The sequence below is a fragment of the Vibrio sp. D431a genome (assembly GCF_030248655.1).
GTDB classification, from domain to species: Bacteria; Pseudomonadota; Gammaproteobacteria; order Enterobacterales; family Vibrionaceae; genus Vibrio; species Vibrio alginolyticus.
In genome coordinates this window covers 1-16,110 of record NZ_JAHGAP010000016.1, presented here as the reverse complement: position 1 = coordinate 16,110, position 16,110 = coordinate 1, and the positions used below count along the sequence as shown (strand labels likewise).

Annotated in this window: 16 protein-coding genes; 6 read left to right on the top strand and 10 right to left on the bottom strand. The window is 43.4% G+C overall.

Going from position 1 to position 16,110, the window contains the following annotated elements; translation table 11 throughout:
* Positions 1–94: 94 nt before the first annotated feature.
* The 5 genes from KJB35_RS14975 to KJB35_RS14955 are packed head-to-tail and all read right to left on the bottom strand — an operon-like array spanning position 95 to position 4,485.
* Positions 95–475 (bottom strand): Hpt domain-containing protein, encoded by a 381-nt coding sequence (locus KJB35_RS14975; protein ID WP_005377636.1) that lies wholly within the window; start codon positions 473–475, stop codon positions 95–97.
* An 11-nt stretch (positions 476–486) separates the two neighbouring features.
* The gene (locus KJB35_RS14970; RefSeq protein ID WP_025766671.1) at positions 487–1,173 is read right to left on the bottom strand and encodes an AAA family ATPase; all 687 of its coding nucleotides are present in this window, start codon (positions 1,171–1,173) and stop codon (positions 487–489) included.
* Positions 1,173–3,275, bottom strand: a complete 2,103-nt coding sequence (locus KJB35_RS14965) for an SLBB domain-containing protein (protein WP_213907952.1) — start codon at positions 3,273–3,275, stop codon at positions 1,173–1,175. Before KJB35_RS14965 ends, KJB35_RS14970 begins: the two co-directional genes overlap by 1 nt.
* Positions 3,272–4,138 carry an OmpA family protein gene (locus tag KJB35_RS14960; RefSeq protein WP_017820663.1) on the bottom strand — a complete coding sequence of 289 codons (867 nt, stop codon included), beginning with the start codon at positions 4,136–4,138 and terminating at the stop codon, positions 3,272–3,274. Before KJB35_RS14960 ends, KJB35_RS14965 begins: the two co-directional genes overlap by 4 nt.
* 26 nt (positions 4,139–4,164) lie before the next feature.
* Positions 4,165–4,485 (bottom strand): STAS domain-containing protein, encoded by a 321-nt coding sequence (locus KJB35_RS14955; RefSeq protein WP_213907953.1) that lies wholly within the window; start codon positions 4,483–4,485, stop codon positions 4,165–4,167.
* A gap of 422 nt (positions 4,486–4,907) precedes the next feature.
* Here KJB35_RS14955 and KJB35_RS14950 point away from each other — a divergent pair, with 422 nt between their 5' ends.
* Entirely contained in the window at positions 4,908–5,753 is an 846-nt protein-coding gene (locus KJB35_RS14950; protein ID WP_054579485.1) for a DNA ligase, read from the top strand.
* A gap of 15 nt (positions 5,754–5,768) precedes the next feature.
* On the opposite strand, the gene KJB35_RS14945 is transcribed toward KJB35_RS14950, so the two are convergent.
* Positions 5,769–6,767 carry a DUF3080 domain-containing protein gene (locus KJB35_RS14945; RefSeq protein WP_053303081.1) on the bottom strand — a complete coding sequence of 333 codons (999 nt, stop codon included), beginning with the start codon at positions 6,765–6,767 and terminating at the stop codon, positions 5,769–5,771.
* A gap of 134 nt (positions 6,768–6,901) precedes the next feature.
* Entirely contained in the window at positions 6,902–8,272 is a 1,371-nt protein-coding gene (locus KJB35_RS14940; RefSeq protein WP_005377626.1) for an MATE family efflux transporter, read from the bottom strand.
* A gap of 392 nt (positions 8,273–8,664) precedes the next feature.
* Between KJB35_RS14940 and KJB35_RS14935 the strand changes: the two genes are divergently transcribed.
* A complete protein-coding gene (locus KJB35_RS14935; RefSeq protein ID WP_054579486.1) occupies positions 8,665–9,276 on the top strand; it encodes a riboflavin synthase in 612 nt (203 codons plus the stop codon).
* Positions 9,277–9,351: 75 nt separating this feature from the next.
* Here KJB35_RS14935 and KJB35_RS14930 read toward each other — a convergent pair whose 3' ends face one another.
* Entirely contained in the window at positions 9,352–9,546 is a 195-nt protein-coding gene (locus KJB35_RS14930) for a CPXCG motif-containing cysteine-rich protein (RefSeq protein WP_017634925.1), read from the bottom strand.
* Positions 9,547–9,799: 253 nt separating this feature from the next.
* Positions 9,800–10,666, bottom strand: coding sequence for a fructosamine kinase family protein (locus KJB35_RS14925; RefSeq protein ID WP_104979169.1), 867 nt, complete (start codon positions 10,664–10,666; stop codon positions 9,800–9,802).
* A gap of 224 nt (positions 10,667–10,890) precedes the next feature.
* Between KJB35_RS14925 and KJB35_RS14920 the strand changes: the two genes are divergently transcribed.
* The 3 genes from KJB35_RS14920 to KJB35_RS14910 all read left to right on the top strand — a co-directional run bounded on the left by KJB35_RS14920 (position 10,891) and on the right by KJB35_RS14910 (position 13,362).
* Positions 10,891–11,865 carry a response regulator gene (locus KJB35_RS14920; protein WP_021033872.1) on the top strand — a complete coding sequence of 325 codons (975 nt, stop codon included), beginning with the start codon at positions 10,891–10,893 and terminating at the stop codon, positions 11,863–11,865.
* Complete coding sequence (locus KJB35_RS14915; RefSeq protein WP_025766666.1) at positions 11,865–12,827, top strand: GGDEF domain-containing protein; 963 nt, start codon at positions 11,865–11,867, stop codon at positions 12,825–12,827. The genes KJB35_RS14920 and KJB35_RS14915 overlap by 1 nt, the downstream gene beginning before the upstream one ends.
* Positions 12,828–13,017: 190 nt before the next feature.
* Positions 13,018–13,362 carry a DUF3802 family protein gene (locus KJB35_RS14910; protein ID WP_005377620.1) on the top strand — a complete coding sequence of 115 codons (345 nt, stop codon included), beginning with the start codon at positions 13,018–13,020 and terminating at the stop codon, positions 13,360–13,362.
* Positions 13,363–13,407: 45 nt separating this feature from the next.
* On the opposite strand, the gene KJB35_RS14905 is transcribed toward KJB35_RS14910, so the two are convergent.
* The gene (locus KJB35_RS14905; RefSeq protein WP_199266720.1) at positions 13,408–13,902 is read right to left on the bottom strand and encodes an NlpC/P60 family protein; all 495 of its coding nucleotides are present in this window, start codon (positions 13,900–13,902) and stop codon (positions 13,408–13,410) included.
* Between the two features lie 134 nt (positions 13,903–14,036).
* Here KJB35_RS14905 and KJB35_RS14900 point away from each other — a divergent pair, with 134 nt between their 5' ends.
* Positions 14,037–16,055, top strand: coding sequence for a methyl-accepting chemotaxis protein (locus tag KJB35_RS14900; protein ID WP_005377618.1), 2,019 nt, complete (start codon positions 14,037–14,039; stop codon positions 16,053–16,055).
* The last annotated feature ends 55 nt before the right edge of the window (positions 16,056–16,110 follow it).

Below are 16,110 nucleotides of genomic sequence, written 5' to 3'. Positions count from 1 at the left end.
GAGGGTGATTGAATTTGGAGCCTAAATTTCTGAGATGATGTCGGCATCGCGCTTTATCAAACGCGATGCTTCGCTAGGGAGTAAGACACTGATACTACTCAAACCCTTGAGCTTTTCGCTTTTCTAACGCATCAAACGATTCATTGGCGAGTTGAGGAAGTGTTTCACAAAGCTCCAATGCTTTTGGTATTTTTCCTTCGACACAGTACTTCTCAATCATTCTTGCTTGTCTTGAAAGCGTTCGATTGCCTAGAGCGAGAGCAGAACTGCCCAGTGTGTGAACCTCGAACTCTAATGTTTGAAGGTCTTTTGTGCTTAATGCTTGCTCTATTTTCTCCATGCGATCGCGTGACTCTTCGACATAGTGATCAATCAAGGTAGGGATGATTTCGGCGCACGTATCTTTGATCATTTGCTGAAGAATATGCTCATCCACTAATTCTTGCTCGATAGTCAATGTATTATTTATCGTCATAATAGCGCTCCCTATAACATAAACAGTTCGCTTTTTTTAATTTGCTGAGACAGTTTTTCTTTCCACTTTTTTGGTAAGAAACGCAGCTTGGAAACTTGGCGGATTAACTCATCTTTCAGGCTTGGAGTGTGCTTCATGTTCAGTACAGAACCAATCAAGTTTGCATCGCTAGCATCGAGTAGCTTTTTGGCTTGCTCGAGCTGGGTTGCAGTCGTAGAGCCATAATGCGCTACTAACAAAGTAGCATCACATACGCCAGCAATCACTTGAGGCGCAATATTGCTTCGGTTGACACTAAGAAGTGGTGATGTATCTATCACGACGCGCTCGTACTGCGTTAACCATTGTGCAATGTTTTGTTTCAGCGTTGTTGGGTCTCGGTACGCTAACTGAGTACTGGCGAGAGATGGAGCTGAGAGGCCGACTAAAGTTTGATGTGTATTCTCTCGTGTGATCAAATGGCCAACCTTCTCGTCATCATCAAATTCGTGAACAGTGTGATAAGCGGGTTTGAATAAGTTAAGGTCTACATACAAAGTATTGTGGCCTGCTAAAACCAAGCGCTCTGCAAGAGATGACGCCACGGAAGTGACACCATCTTCAGATTTACAACCCACAACACAAATCGTTTTGTGGCCTTTCTGTTCACTCTGAAGATAAATTTGCTCAATCTCAGCGTGAGTTGCAGGAATAGTCATTACAACGCTCCTATTAACACGATGGTTGTGGTGATTTGTAAAATATCTCTTAATCCGGCCCTCGCTTTTTCAACAAAGCTTTCGTCTTTATGGGGAATGTAAATCGTGTCGCCTGCGCGAATGACTGGCAGCTCATAAATGTTGGCTGTTTTACTAAAGTTCACCAAATCAAATGTTCGGGCTTGGCCTTGGCAGCAAGACATATTGACCACACTGATCTTTTCAAGGTAGGCATTGTCAGTTGGTCCTCCTGCTTCCGCTAACAGATCAAGCACAGTCATGTTGTCATTGAATACGTATCGCCCCGGGTCTCTTACTTCACCTAATACGCGTACCGTGGACTCTTTTGAACGATCTAACCAGTTTTTGTTTTTTTCTGGAATGTAAATGGTATCACCAGGACGAACGTGGGGCAGAATTGACTCATCGCCTGTTTCAAAGTACATCGATAAATTCAATTTACTCACTTTGGCATAACCTAGGCCTCGGTGTGTGACACGGATGTTGTGAATATCTGCATCAATTGTCGGTCCATCGGCGGCAGACAAAATATCCAGAAAATGCATATCTTCAGTGAAACGATAGCGCCCAGGTGCATTGATTTGTCCGAAAACGTATATCGATGCGTCAGAGCTTTGGCTTACCCATTGCGATTTATTATCGGATGGGTCGTCAGGCAATGCATGTACCCTTACGACTGTACCAGCGGAAACTTGAGGTAGGCTTGATGTTGGTGAGCCATCCAGAATGTATTGGTCTAAGTCAAATTGTGTCATTTGACCGTTATTGGCGACTTCAATTTTGGTGGTATCAGCTCGTCGAGTTGGGCCTCCAACGTGTGCAAGCAGATCAATCAAATCCATTTCGTCTGACCACTCGATGCGTCCAGGGCGAACAACTTCTCCCATCACTGCGACCGCTCGACTAGGTGCTACTTTTAACCAAGACTTCTCATTGAAATCGGTTTTCTCCGGTACGAAAATCGCGTCTCCTGGTCCAACATTTGGTGGTCTGGCTGAAGATAGTCCTTCTGTATGCGCGGTAAGATCGAATTTGATGACTTTGCCATCGGCTTTTATAACGCGAATTTGGCGAGATTCTGCGTAGCGAGTGGGCCCGCCAGCGTTGGCGAGGATATCCATGAAGCTAGCGCCTTGCTTGCCTTCGTATGCCCCAGGATGGGCGACTTCACCCATCACGTAAACCACATTTGCACCTGCTTTGATTTCTTCTTCCTGTTTTGGGACAAAGATGGTGGCACCTGGCAGGATCTCTGGCAGTAGGCTTTGGTCTCCAGTATCAAGGTACTTTTTCAGGTTAAACATGGTTGGGTTATTGTTTGTTATCACGCGAATTTGCTCAACACTGGCATATCGTGTCACGCCGCCAGCTCGCATTACGACATCAACTAGCGTGGTGTTTGGCTTGTATGAGAACGAGCCAGGTGCGTTGACTTCACCAAAGACTTTGATTGCACGAGCGGAATCTGCGCTGTCACCTGAATTCGCGAGTTTTGCTGCATCAAACTCTTGCTCAATATTCCCTACGAGTGGGGAAGCGGGGACAAATAAGACATCCAGTGATTCTAGTTTTGGCAGCTGGCTATTGTCACCCGTATCAAGGAAGCGTTTGTAGTCAAATTCAATGTTTTTATTTCCACGTTTCACGATCATTTTATCAAGCTGAGCCCCTGCGCGCAGGCCGCCAGCTTCGTACACAAACATTTGAATGTTGGACCCAGAAGGTAAGGTATATTCACCGGGTTTGACCACGTAGCCTTGAACGGACACTAACAACTGTTGCTGTTTAATAAAAACTCGAGCGTTGTTAACGTCACGATAAACGGTCTTTAGCCTGTCGATAATCACGTCTTGGAGTTGTTGTTCATTGTAGCCGGCCACTAATACAGGGCCGACTTCTGGTAAATTAATTCGTCCACGACGATCGACCTGAAACCCTTGGTTTAACGACGCCTCTCCGGGTAAGTTAATCTGTATTAAATCACCGACCTTAACAGTATTGCTCTCATCCGCTATGGAAGAAGGTACCCACGCAACCAGACACAACAACATTAAGAGGATAAATGGTTTCATCGTGTTCATAGCGCGCCTCCTGCCGTTGAGTTGCGGTTTATTGAGGTATCGCTATCTGAATTAGGGCTAATAACCTCGATGCTTACTCGACGATTAGTTAAACGCACGGCGGATGTTTCACCTTCATAGAGTGGCAGGTTATCTCCGACAGATTTGGTAGTGACTCTCTCTGAAGTGATACCAAATACGGTTAGGTAACGCTTTACTTGTTCCGCACGCGCTTGAGCAAGTTTCTGGTTGTAATCGGGTGTTCCAGTTGCATCCGCATGCCCCGTTACTACAAGAGATAGGTTGGGGTGGTCACGTAAAATGTAGGCTGCTTCTGCCAAATGTCCCATGTACTTCGGGTTGATTTCTGCTGAATCGACAGCAAACTGGTTGTCGATATTAAGTAGTGCATAGATATCCGAGACTATGTTTAGGTCGCTACGTAGTGCTTCAATATCATCGGGCGGTGTGCAAGTTGTTTGGCTCAGTACGTAGTCGAGTTGTTGTTCGAGCTGGTTTAAGCGTCGACGCTGAATCACAAGGTCGTTGGCAGCGTCGAGTAAAAGCCCACCTTCTAACTCGCGCGCAATTCTATTTTGTTTTTCAAGGGCCTGAACAACTGCCGCAGGAAAACACCAGCGCGCGCCCTCTTGGATTAGTGCGTCTAGATGTAACTTGGTCAATTGCCAATCAAACCTTAACCCATGTTCTGGACCTAAAGGCTCGTCAGGCATTACTGGGGAAAACTGATAATTCTCGATCGAGATATCTTGATAGCTTTCCGCCAAGCCACCTTTCCCGTGTTCTGGGTAGTCAAACGACGAACAACCAAACATGCCGACAACAAGACCGCTTACTGCATATCGTCGTAAAAGATTTACCATGCCAACCTCCGTTTAAACCGGTATTTTTAGTGTCCTTTTGAGTTAACGGGAATGGCATGGTTGATACGAAGCAAGCTCATGATTTCTAAAGGTTGGCCTGATACGTTTTCAATACTCATGCTTCTTTCACGTTCAACTAGACGCTTATATAAGTAAACAATGGCACCAATCCCTGAAGAATCAAGAAATTGGACGTGCTGTAGGTTAATTTCGACTTCTTTGTGATGATTGTTGTGAATTACTTCATCAATGTGATGTTGTGCTTGTCGACAGCCGCTTGCGTCTAAGTCACCAAAAAACTCAATGGCTAACTTGTCTTGATTGATTTCTAGTCTGCGTAATTCCATGACTCTGTCTCCGTTTGTTTTTCTAATTGGATATAGAGCAGGTAACGTGCCAATTTTAAACTATTTAAAAATCAAAAGTTTAAGCGCTGTTGATGATATTGTTCAATTTGAGAAAGGACTGATTCTCAAATTGAGAATCAAAAATGCACAGAGAAATGGTTTGCTTATAAGAGGTGTTGAACCTAAAGAAGTCATTAGAGCGGGGTATCTCGTCATGATTAGATTCCAACTCGATTGACGAACCATCCGCCTTAAGTGAATAACGTGTAACGACTAAATGCAAAACCTGTCTAAAGTTTATGATTATCTTTGCAAATTATTACTAATGTTGATTGTTATGAGTCGAAGAACAACTAGTAATAAATAGGTCATCGAGAGGACTTACGTTTCAATAAAGACGATTTTTTGTACAAGGTCTTCTTATGCCATTAAAAATGACATTAATTGCGCTGGCTGTTATGGCAGCGTCTTCACAGCTTCAAGCGGATACGTCTCTCGCACCACCAGTTTCTCTTGCACAAAGCTATCAGGATGGCATTGATGTGTCTGAATATTGGTATAGCGAAAAACTTGATGGTGTTCGCGCTTATTGGACTGGGCAACATCTCGTGACGAGAAATGGTAATCGAATCCACGCCCCAGATTGGTTTACAGGACCTTTACCTGATTATCCGTTGGACGGTGAACTTTGGGCTGGGAGAGGTAACTTCCATCTTGTTCAGCAAACGGTATTAGATAAAACTCCTGTAGAGTCTGCTTGGCGACATATCGACTTTATGATCTTTGATATGCCATATTCCGCTGGTGATTATCGGAAGCGTTATTACAACATCAAAGACTTAGTGCTTGAAGTCGACCAGCCTCATATCAAATATGTCGAGCACCGAGCGATTCAAAATGAAGCTCATCTGTTTACACAGTTGGATAAAATTTCAATATCCGACGGTGAAGGGGTGATGTTGCGGAAGGTATCAAGCCGCTATCAGGCTGGACGCGGTAGTGATTTGCTTAAACTAAAACGATACGCAGATGATGAAGCGTTAGTTGTGGGTTATAAGCCAGGAACAGGGCGCTTATTAGGTATGATGGGAGCAATGTTAGTTCGCTTACCAAATGGCATTGAGTTTTACATCGGTAGCGGATTTACCGATGAAGTGCGTCGCCAGCCTCCGAAAATTGGTTCAACCATTACATTTAGATATAACGGTTTTACACATACTGGTAAACCACGTTTTGCTCGATTCTTGCGTGAAAGGTTGAAGGAATAGAACGCTCTGCACTTACTAGTTGCCAACGGTTACGCCACATCGTTTGAAGAGACCCTGCCAAAACTGAACGTGGTTTAGGGTTTCTTGCCTAAATGTCCTATGTGCCTCAATGATGCCATACTGGTGACCATGGAGTTGCATACGGTTCTCCACCAAAGTGGCACCATCATTAAGTTGTTGATAGGTACTGTCTAAATAAGCCAAATAAGGTTGCACTTCTTCAACGTAAATGGATTGAAAGACATTTCTTAAGTAGCGGAACTGAGTGGTGTCTCTGTTCGGCCCGCACAATACATTGCTCTGGTTCTGCTCAAGTAGCTGAGTTGTCGCTTTTAACCAAAGGGATGTATTTACCATTGAATAGTAAAGTCGTCCGAGTAAACGAGATTTCTCTAACTCTTCTTGATATTGCGTAACTTCCACATCGGGTAGACGTGAGACCGCGCGGTGGGGTAAATCATACATTTCGCTGAAAATACGATAGACATCGTTAATGCGTGCAATATCATTCGTCGTGTCTTGAGATAGCCAATCAGAGGCAGTTAGTTGCTTTTGCATGGCATCACTTACGAGTAGTAAGTTGTCGAGATGAATGTCTAAATGTTGCCACTTGGTTGCGTAAAGCTCTGTCAATGTCGCGCGTTCTTCATCGCTAAGTGGAAATTCGGATAAACATCGATTCATGACTCTTAAAAGGGCAGTTTGATAATCAAAATCATGAAAGGCATCCTGCACCTTTCCAAGTTGTGAGTTTTTCTCGGCAAGTAAATTAAAGAGTCCGCACTGTCGTAATTGATAGCTCTCTAGCAGGCCAATAGATAGCCTTGGCAATGGCTCGAACAAAACGCGTTTCGCAGGAATCGTTACCGTAGACTGTAATGTTATTGGAATAGCAGGAGCTTCCAATACATTGGCTACACGTTGATGATACTTATCAAACATGGCGTTCTCTGGATTGAACCAGTTATCACAACCATTAAGAATCAAGATTAAGAACAATAAAATAGACCGCACAAATATCCTTTTTTATAACTTCGTATCCGTTGTCTAGAGAGCAAAATCAACCGCTTCATAATCTTGTTATAAGTATACTCAACCGTGTGATTATTCGATCAAAAAAGCCAGCGGAAGCTGGCTTTTTTTACTTTTTATTGAACTGAAAAGTTCAATTGCACTTCTGGCTCTTGGCGATGCATCCAACGCATTCTGACGCCTAACATAAAGGCCGCAGAAGATAGGCCGATGATAAAACCAAGCCAGAAGCCTTGTGCTCCCATTGGCTCGACAATCCAGTCTGTACGGCCAAGGACGTAACCAATTGGCAGCCCAAGAATCCAATAAGCAATAAAAGTACGGTTGAAGATAGCTCGCATGTCTTTATAGCCGCGTAATGCACCAGCTGCGATCACTTGAACCGCATCCGTACATTGATAAACAGCGGCAAATACGAGCAGGTGCATCGCTAGAGTGATTACCTCTGGGTTGCTAGTGTAAAGCTCGGCGATCCACTCACGAGACAATACGGTTAAAATCGCTGTGAGAACGGACAATGCTAGACCAACCATAATGCCGACTCGTGACGCTACGCGCGCGCCATCTACGTTTTCTTCACCAAGTCGATGGCCGACACGAATGCTTACTGCTGCACCAATACTCATTGGTAGCATAAATACCAACGAGGAGAAGTTAATCGCGACTTGATGCGCTGCCACAATGATAGGACCTAGTGGTGAAACGAGCAGTGCAACAACAGCAAACAGTGTCACTTCAAAAAACAGCGCTGCTGCAACAGGAAAGCCGAGCTTGAATAGACGAACTTGCGCTTTCCATTGTGGACGATGCCATTCTCCAAATAGGTTGATGCTTTTCAACCGCTCTGATGTCATCACATACAGCAATAGCATGGCAAACATGACCCAGTAAACAATCGTGGTTGCTACACCACATCCAACACCGCCTAATTCAGGTGCACCAAACTTGCCGTACACGAAAATCCAGTTTAGAGGAATGTTGAGCAGCAAACCGATAAAGCCAATAACCATTGCCGGTTTCGTCAATGACATACCATCCGTAAAGCTTCTAAGCGTTTGGAAAAGTAAAAAAGCGGGTACTGCTAGTATAACGGCATGAATGTATCCCACCGTTTTTTCAGCCATCAGTGCTTCAACATCCATCAGCCCGAGAATAAACTGGGTTTGAAGCAGGACTGCAATTATCGGCACACTGATCAGCAATGCCAAAACGACGCCTTGCTGAATTTCAAACGGGATTTTCACTCTACGACCAGAGCCATTTAACTGTGCGACAACAGGGACCAATGCCATTAATAAACCCACCCCAAACAAAATGGATGGTAGCCAAATACTTGAAGCGACAGAAACCGCAGCCATGTCGGTGGCGCTAACGCCGCCAGCCATTACGGTATCAACAAACCCCATACCAGTTTGAGCGACAGATGCGATCAATACCGGGGTCGCCAATTTGATAAGACTTGATGCTTCTTCTTTATAGCGATGCACGAAAAATACTCCAGAGCGGAACAATAAGTTGAAAGAATGAGAGTACTCGAGGGCAAAAGATGTGGTGAACGGATCTGATGGTTGATTTTAGTCACGATAAGGTGAAAAAATGCCTCGGAGAAACTCCGCGCAAATGATAAACAATTGTATGTTTATATTCCATAGCTAGGTAGTGAATAGTCGATAACACTGACTGGACGCTCTCCAAGCTAAGGATACGCTTTTACTGAGAACAGCAGCAAATCATGGTAATGTTGAAGTATGCATGAGAACAAACCAGTGTTCATTAAGCCATGGCTTTATCGTCTGCGGTCTTTATTTCCGACCTGTAGCGCAGTGTTTAGGGCTTAGTCTTCGACTACAGTTGGTATTAAATCAATAGGTAAAAAGAAATGTTTACAGGAATAGTTCAGGGTACGGCGAAGGTCGTTAAAATTGATAAAAAAGAACGCTTTCAAACGCACGTTGTCGAGTTAAGCGATGAACTTTGTAAAGGGTTAGAAATTGGTGCATCCGTTGCACACAACGGATGTTGTCTAACTGTGACTAAGATCGAAGGCAACCTTATCAGTTTTGATTTAATGCAAGCGACATTGGCTCTTACTAATTTAGGTCGGCTGGTGGAAGGGGATAGCGTAAACATTGAGCGCGCGGCTAAGTTTGGTGACGAAATAGGCGGGCATGGTATGTCTGGTCATATTAGTTTAACGGCAGATATTGTCGATATCATCGATACGCCCAATAACCGCACGATTTGGTTCCAACTGCCGCAAGAATCAATGAAATATGTATTAGCGAAAGGTTACATTGGTTTAGATGGCTGCTCGCTAACTATTGGTGAAGTTGAAGCGTGTCGTTTTTCGGTACACCTAATTCCAGAAACCTTGCAGCGAACGCTTTTCGGAGTGAGACAAGTAGGGGAGCGTGTTAATATTGAGTTTGATCCTCAGACTCAAGCAATTGTTGATACTGTTGAGCGCGTTCTTGCAGCAAAACAGCTTTAGAATGAGAAAAAGGAGCCTAGTGCTCCTTTTTCATTTAAGCGTTTTTATATTTCTGATGTTCACATGCTCGAGCTGTTATTCGTAATTGTCATCGATAAATAGTTCGACCTTATCTTGTAACTCATCCACTCGCATATTTAGGTGGATAGCGTGGCAACAAGCTGGGCAATCATCATAAAACTCTTGGTCACCATTACTTGCATCTAATGTAATGCCGATAGAGTGTCCGCAATGCGGGCACTTTACATACCTTTCGGTATAATTTTTCATACAACAACTCCTAATCTCGCAGGGCTTTTAAACACACTATTCATCAATGAAGTACAGCCCTTTACTTACTTTGCCTACAAGGAAAATAGGCACAATCCAAAGTTAAGTCTCCTTTGATATTAGGCAGAGTTGTTGCTAATTGAGTCGAAATAAGTACAAAACTTGACCCCAAACTCAACCTTGAGCTTAGGGTGATTTTCTGTAGTGATGTGCCTCGAGATTTTACATCTTGAAATATGCAGTGGCTTCCAAATTAATAAGAAATGATTTTATTAATAACCAGTTGAGCCTGTTCCAAGTAATGGCCGCCAAACAAATTACAATGGTTGAGAACATGGTAAAGGTTATAGATATCTTTACGTTCCTCATAGCTTGAAGAAAGTGGCATAACCGATTCGTAGCCTTGATAAAATTCTGGTTGAAATCCACCAAAAAGCTCTGTCATCGCAATATCACACTCCCTGTCCCCCCAATAGCACGCAGGATCGTAACAGATAGGACCGAATGCAGTGAGTGCCGCATTTCCATTCCATAAATCGCCATGCAACAAAGAAGGTTCCGGAGCATGGTTTGCTAGCCGCTGTTTTACGACATCGATAAAGTCATCGATATCAACCAAGGTGACGCCTTTTTCTTTAAGGAGCTGTAATTGCCATCCTATACGTTGCTCAGCAAAGAATACACACCATTTCTTGTGCCATTTGTTGGGCTGTAGAGTCGAACCGAGATAGTTGTCGGTATCAAAACCAAACTCTTTTTGCTCGCCCCACTGGTGTAGGTGAGCTAATCGCTGCCCAAATTTAAAGCTGTTGGGACCATCTTCTAATGGTTTCGTTGGAAGGTAGTTAAGAATTAGGAATGAGGCATTTTTGGTTTTACCAACCAATACCACCTCAGGTACAAATAGGGTGGATGTTTCACGCAAAAGATGCAGGCTTTCAGCTTCTACCTCAAATTTAGACAAAAACTCGCGGTCGTTAATTTTCACAAAATAACGTTGCTCGCCATCATTGATCATGTAGCTTTCACTGATATCCCCACCAGACAGCCTTACTTTTTCCGTGATCTGGTAATCGAACAATAAAGTATCAGAAAGCTGTTGCGATATTGCTTGCCACATACAAAACCTCGCGAATCTATTTGACCACCAATAGTTTAGGATAAATAGCAGGGAGTTGGCGCTATGTTGAGCATACTTAGTAAAGAAACCTTCCTCTTAGTGTAGTCAATTTGTATAAATGTGAATCAAATCGCTTATAAGCCTCTGATTTGTTGGCTTAGCATATGGAGATGAACGTTTACAACAGGTATTATGATTTTTTTGACGTTAGTTCCATTGGTGGCATGAAAATACTGATATGTGATGACTCAGCTGTTGCAAGAAAGCTTATTGCGCGTTCTATCGTACAAGATACATCATTGCATCTTATTGAAGCGCAAGATGGTTATGAGGCGCTTAATATTCTTGCTGAGCAAAATATCGATATTTTGTTTCTCGATTTAACGATGCCCATAATGGATGGTTTTGAGGTCCTCGAATCATTACCTGTTAGTCAGTACCCGACCAAAATCGTCATTATTTCTGGAGATGTTCAACAAGAGGCAAAACAGCGCTGTCTCGATCTTGGTGCTCAAGCTTTTATCGCTAAGCCTCTGACAGAAGAGCAGGTGCTCCCACTATACGAACAATTAGGGCTGCATTATGCGTTCAAACCTAGTCATTCGGTTGATTCTAAAAACCAGGGTTGCGAAGAGCTTTCCTTACTAGCCAAATTCCGTGAAATTGCGAACATTGCCCTTGGTAAAGGGGCTGCGATTATGGCCGACCATTTACATGAGTTCATCCAACTTCCTGTTCCTCATGTTGGACCTTTGTCCTACGGCGAGCTTCATATGACACTGGTTGATGTGGTTGGGCGTGACAGTTCCGTTGCGGTAGCGCAGAGGTTTGTCGGTGGTGGTATTCACGGAGAGGCACTGGTGTGCTTACGTGGTAGGGATATCAATCAGATTGGGGAAAAATTAGGTTACCTCCTTGAGTTTACGCCTCATAATGAAATCATCTTGAATATCTCTAACCTACTGGTTTCGTCATTTCTCACATCGTTGGGCGATCAACTCGACAAGCAGTTCTCACTTCGTCAGCCAGGCATTGTGGATACCTTAACACCTTATTGTGAAGAGCAAGGCGAGTTGGGCGAGCTCTTTACTATCGAATACACCTACATGGCAGAAGCGCTCGATTTCGAGTGCGAGGTACTGTTTTTAATTGATAAGCCATCCGTAGAAATAATCTATGAAATCATGGAGCTAATCTAATGTCCGATATCACGCTGGACATAGCAGACTTTCATTGGGTCACACAAATTCTCGATACGATGGATTCAGGGCTTATTGTTTTGGATCAAGAGTATAAAGTGTGTGTGTGGAACAGTTTTATGCAGTCATACAGTGGCGTTCTATCACAAGAAATTCTTGGTGAATGTTTATTTGAGCATTTTGAAGAGCTGCCAAGAACTTGGCTAGAAACCAAGATAAAAGCTGCCGCCGATCTGGAAACTCGTTCTTTTTCTAGCTGGGAAAACAGACCGTACCTTTTTAAGTTCAACAATTTTTCTCCGGTTTCAAACAGCAGTGATTTTATGTATCAAGATATCGTGATCACGCCGTTAATTGGGCTCTCAGGAGAGGTCAGCCACATAGCGATTCAAGTCAATGATGTTTCTGAAACTGCGAGAAATCGCATTCATTTGAAAGAAACAAATCAACATTTGTCGGAAATCAGTCGCAAAGATGGTTTAACAGGTTTATTTAATCGCGCTTATTGGGAGCAATCATTGAAAGATGAGTTTGCTCACTTAAAAGTTATCGACGGACCATGCTCATTAGTAATATTCGATATCGACCACTTTAAGAAGGTGAATGATACTTATGGTCACCCGACAGGGGACGAAGTCATTCGTCGAACCTCTGCCTTGTTGAGAAAAACAGCAAGAAGCAGTGACATCTGCGGTCGTTTTGGTGGTGAAGAGTTTACGGTACTACTTCCTCACACAAACCAGGAGCAAGCTTGCTATTTCGCAGAGCGTTTGCGCAAAAGAATTGAGCAAGAGATCGTGAAAGTGGAAGATTTTTTGATTAATTACACGATAAGTATTGGTGTTTGCGAGTATAAGCCTTATTTTGAAACTCACACTCAATGGTTAAAGAGTGCCGATGCTGCGCTGTATCGTGCAAAAGAAAATGGTCGTAACCAAACCTGTTTGCATGAAAATGACTGAAATATAAAAAGGTTTGAAGAAACCCTGTATCCGAATTCAGTGAAGCAAAGCTCAATTGTTTGAAAATCATCCAGTTGGTTCGTGAATGTTTGTTAATATGAAATAAGTTAATGAAATTTTCTCGGCATGTCTTACTATTGAAACTATTCTGCTTTCAGCTTCGAAGGCTTGCAATAAACGGAGAAAAACAGTGGTTTTAGAAACCGATGGATATCTCGCTCTTATCGAGCACTTGTCTCTAAATCTAGATATTTTTACGACCGAAATTGGCGACACTGGATCCGAAAGCATCGAAGATGTTGTCACCGATATGGTGGCTTCAAACATCATGGCGATTTTTGAGCAAAATCCAGAACTTCACTCGAGCGTACGCTTCAAATTGTTGAAAGAGGCTGATGCAGTTGTTGAAGATCTTGGTGAGATATTGGCTGGGGTATGGCATAAAAAAGCGACCAATGAACAGATCACGTTCCTTGATGAATACATCGCTCTGGTCAAAAATCTGTTCGATAATGCTGTTGCGACTTACGACTGATATTGTTTTAACTTACAGCAATGTCCGGTTAAAGAGTGAGAGGAGTTACATTGTAACTCTTCTTATTTGCCAAAACTTAGATGCCCAGTATGGGTTGTCGATTCTTGAAATAATCACACCTCTAGACGTCGATGCATGCATGAACTGCTTGTTACCCAAGTAAATTCCGACATGATAAGTTGTACGTCTTGTTTTAAAAAACACTAGATCCCCTTGCTTGGCATCCGTCCAACTTAACTCCACACCTTGCTTTGATTGCTGCTTCGTTGTCCTTGGTAACGAGAGCTGATAAGCCTCAATAAACGCTTTTTGTACAAATGCTGAGCAATCAATTCCAGATTTCTGTGTCCCGCCTAAGCGATAAGGCGTGCCGTGCCACTCTGTGTAAAAGTCGAACAAGTCAGGGTTGTCCGACAATAGCTGATTTGTAGGTGTTGTCACCTGTGATTGCTCACTAGGCTCAGGCCCAGAAGAGCAGGCGCTTAGTAGCACACTGATTATCAAAGGAAAATATACTCGACGCAAATCACCACCTGTCATCTCTATGACTCACAACTGAAATATTAGTGTCATAACCAATCCATAGTATGGGCTGCAAATCACGGTTTTGTCTCACAAATGTGACGGAATCACTGCAGAACCGATTCAACCTTAAGAAAGAATAAAAATTGATTATGGCAAAGCGAAAACGCTCACGCACATCACTTTCACTGATTCAGGCTGTCAGTGCAACATTTTTAACTATCATTGCTCTTGTTATAGCCCTTTCTGTCTCAAGTTTCAAAGGAATGGAACAGGTAGGGGAACAATTTGAAGACTTGTCGCAAAAAGCATTACCAATCGCGATGGCAAACGCAAAGTTAACCAGGAATGTATTGGAGATGGTTAAGCTACTCAACCATGGTATGCAGATTACTGAGCCGAAAGAGTTGCCTCTCATAAAAGAGCAAATCGACTCTCTTGCAACTCAAAGCACAACTTTGGTTGTGAAAGCGTCTGGTGTAGCTCAGCAACTCTCGGAGGAGTTAGACACCAAACTAGCGCGTTTACATAACATCACGCAGTCCATTTTGTTGAAGCAATCTTCGGTGATACAAATTCAAATGGATATTGATGCCGCTGTTGGTGGGTTTCGCTATGGGCTTAGCTCTATCGGTCCGGAAATGAATCGAATCAGTTCGTTTCTTAGTGCTGATAATCCTGAGTCGAGCGATGCCGCTAACCGTTTCATTGCTTCTGCAAGCTCAATGGAAAGTACGTTCTTAGTCATGATGATGCACTCAGAATTAAACAAAGCCGAAAAAGAATACCGAGAAATGCGAAATCGCATAGCAGGTATTAAACTCGCCTATGAAGACTTCCAATCTTTCCATCCTGAAGTAAGTGAATATGCAAGCTTAACCGCACCATATGAGATGGTGAAACAAGGCTTTAGTGAAAAGGGCGTGCTGCGTTTGATCCTCGCCAAACTAGAACAAGGGGAATTGCAACGTTCAGAGTTTAAACAGGCTTCGATGCTTGCGGATGAAACCATGCGGTTACTTGATCAAATCTCCCAAACCGCTGGTCAGTTGATCGATGAAAAAGAGCGGGTGGTCAACGAGACCATTGAATCGGTCAGCGTTGTGCTCGTGTTTGCGGCGTGTGTGATTTCTTTTATTATTCTGGTTACTTGGTTTAGTCTCAAGTCATGGACAAACCGAGGGTTAAGGAATGTACTAACGCGTCTTTCAGCACTTACCGAACATGATTTTCGTGACAAGGCAGAAGAAGTCGGCCCTTATGAGCTGAAAGAAGTAGCACGAAAGTTGAATCAAGTAATCGATTCCACACATGACTCCATTCAAACGGTGACGCGCAATTGTGAAACGCTTTATCAGACGGCAGAAGTAAGTCACAGTGCAGCCGAACAAACAAGTGATGGGTTGGCAACACAAAATGAAGCGTTGTCGAGTATGATCACGACCATAACGCAGCTTGAAGCCTCTATTCGTGAAATAGCAATGGTGACAAATGCATCTTCACAGGACTCGCTCCTTGCAACCCAACACACTGAAAAAGGGGTTCAAGTCGTGGAACAAAACCGCGAACGTTTGGAGTCATTAGAAAGCTCTTTGGATGTAAATGAACAGTCAATGTTAGAGCTAGACCAGCGTGTTAAACAGATTCGTGAAATGGTGGATATGATCAGTGGGATCGCGGACAACACCAACTTACTTGCTCTCAATGCGGCAATAGAGGCTGCCCGTGCTGGTGAGCAAGGGCGTGGATTTGCGGTTGTCGCTGATGAAGTTCGCAAACTTGCAAGTGATACCTCTCAACAAACTACGAACATCCGAGAAATGATGAGCGAGCTTATTACTGCCGCAGAGCGCTCGCGCCAAGCAGTTAATGATTCAAGAGAAGAAATGACCCACGCGCTACAGTCCAGCAATGAAGTGAAATCGACATTCTCTGATATCAACCTCGCGGTTAAGCACATTCAAGAACGTGTTGAGCAAATCTCAGTTGCTACAGAAGAACAAGAACGAGCGACGGCAGATGTATCTCAATCCATCACACATATTTCTGATCTTGGCGAACGCACAAAGCTGCAGCTTGAGTCTATGGTTGAGAGTTCTGAGCAAGTGGCGGAAATTGCTGGGCACCAGCAAGCAATGCTGCACAAGTATGAGCTTCATCAGACCAAGTAAATGAGATGTTTCCACCGACTAAAAGCAGAACCTCGGTTCTGCTTTTTTGTTTTCA

Excerpts from the sequence above, each read along its gene's own strand:
- KJB35_RS14975 (WP_005377636.1), bottom strand. The coding sequence starts at position 475 with ATGACGATAAATAATACATTGACTATCGAGCAAGAATTAGTGGATGAG.
- KJB35_RS14905 (WP_199266720.1), bottom strand. The coding sequence starts at position 13,902 with ATGACAGGTGGTGATTTGCGTCGAGTATATTTTCCTTTGATAATCAGT.
- KJB35_RS14935 (WP_054579486.1), top strand. The coding sequence starts at position 8,665 with ATGTTTACAGGAATAGTTCAGGGTACGGCGAAGGTCGTTAAAATTGAT.
- KJB35_RS14960 (WP_017820663.1), bottom strand. The coding sequence starts at position 4,138 with ATGGTAAATCTTTTACGACGATATGCAGTAAGCGGTCTTGTTGTCGGC.
- KJB35_RS14915 (WP_025766666.1), top strand. The coding sequence starts at position 11,865 with ATGTCCGATATCACGCTGGACATAGCAGACTTTCATTGGGTCACACAA.
- KJB35_RS14965 (WP_213907952.1), bottom strand. The coding sequence starts at position 3,275 with ATGAACACGATGAAACCATTTATCCTCTTAATGTTGTTGTGTCTGGTT.
- KJB35_RS14920 (WP_021033872.1), top strand. The coding sequence starts at position 10,891 with ATGAAAATACTGATATGTGATGACTCAGCTGTTGCAAGAAAGCTTATT.
- KJB35_RS14970 (WP_025766671.1), bottom strand. The coding sequence starts at position 1,173 with ATGACTATTCCTGCAACTCACGCTGAGATTGAGCAAATTTATCTTCAG.
- KJB35_RS14930 (WP_017634925.1), bottom strand. The coding sequence starts at position 9,546 with ATGAAAAATTATACCGAAAGGTATGTAAAGTGCCCGCATTGCGGACAC.
- KJB35_RS14950 (WP_054579485.1), top strand. The coding sequence starts at position 4,908 with ATGCCATTAAAAATGACATTAATTGCGCTGGCTGTTATGGCAGCGTCT.
- KJB35_RS14955 (WP_213907953.1), bottom strand. The coding sequence starts at position 4,485 with ATGGAATTACGCAGACTAGAAATCAATCAAGACAAGTTAGCCATTGAG.
- KJB35_RS14900 (WP_005377618.1), top strand. The coding sequence starts at position 14,037 with ATGGCAAAGCGAAAACGCTCACGCACATCACTTTCACTGATTCAGGCT.
- KJB35_RS14925 (WP_104979169.1), bottom strand. The coding sequence starts at position 10,666 with ATGTGGCAAGCAATATCGCAACAGCTTTCTGATACTTTATTGTTCGAT.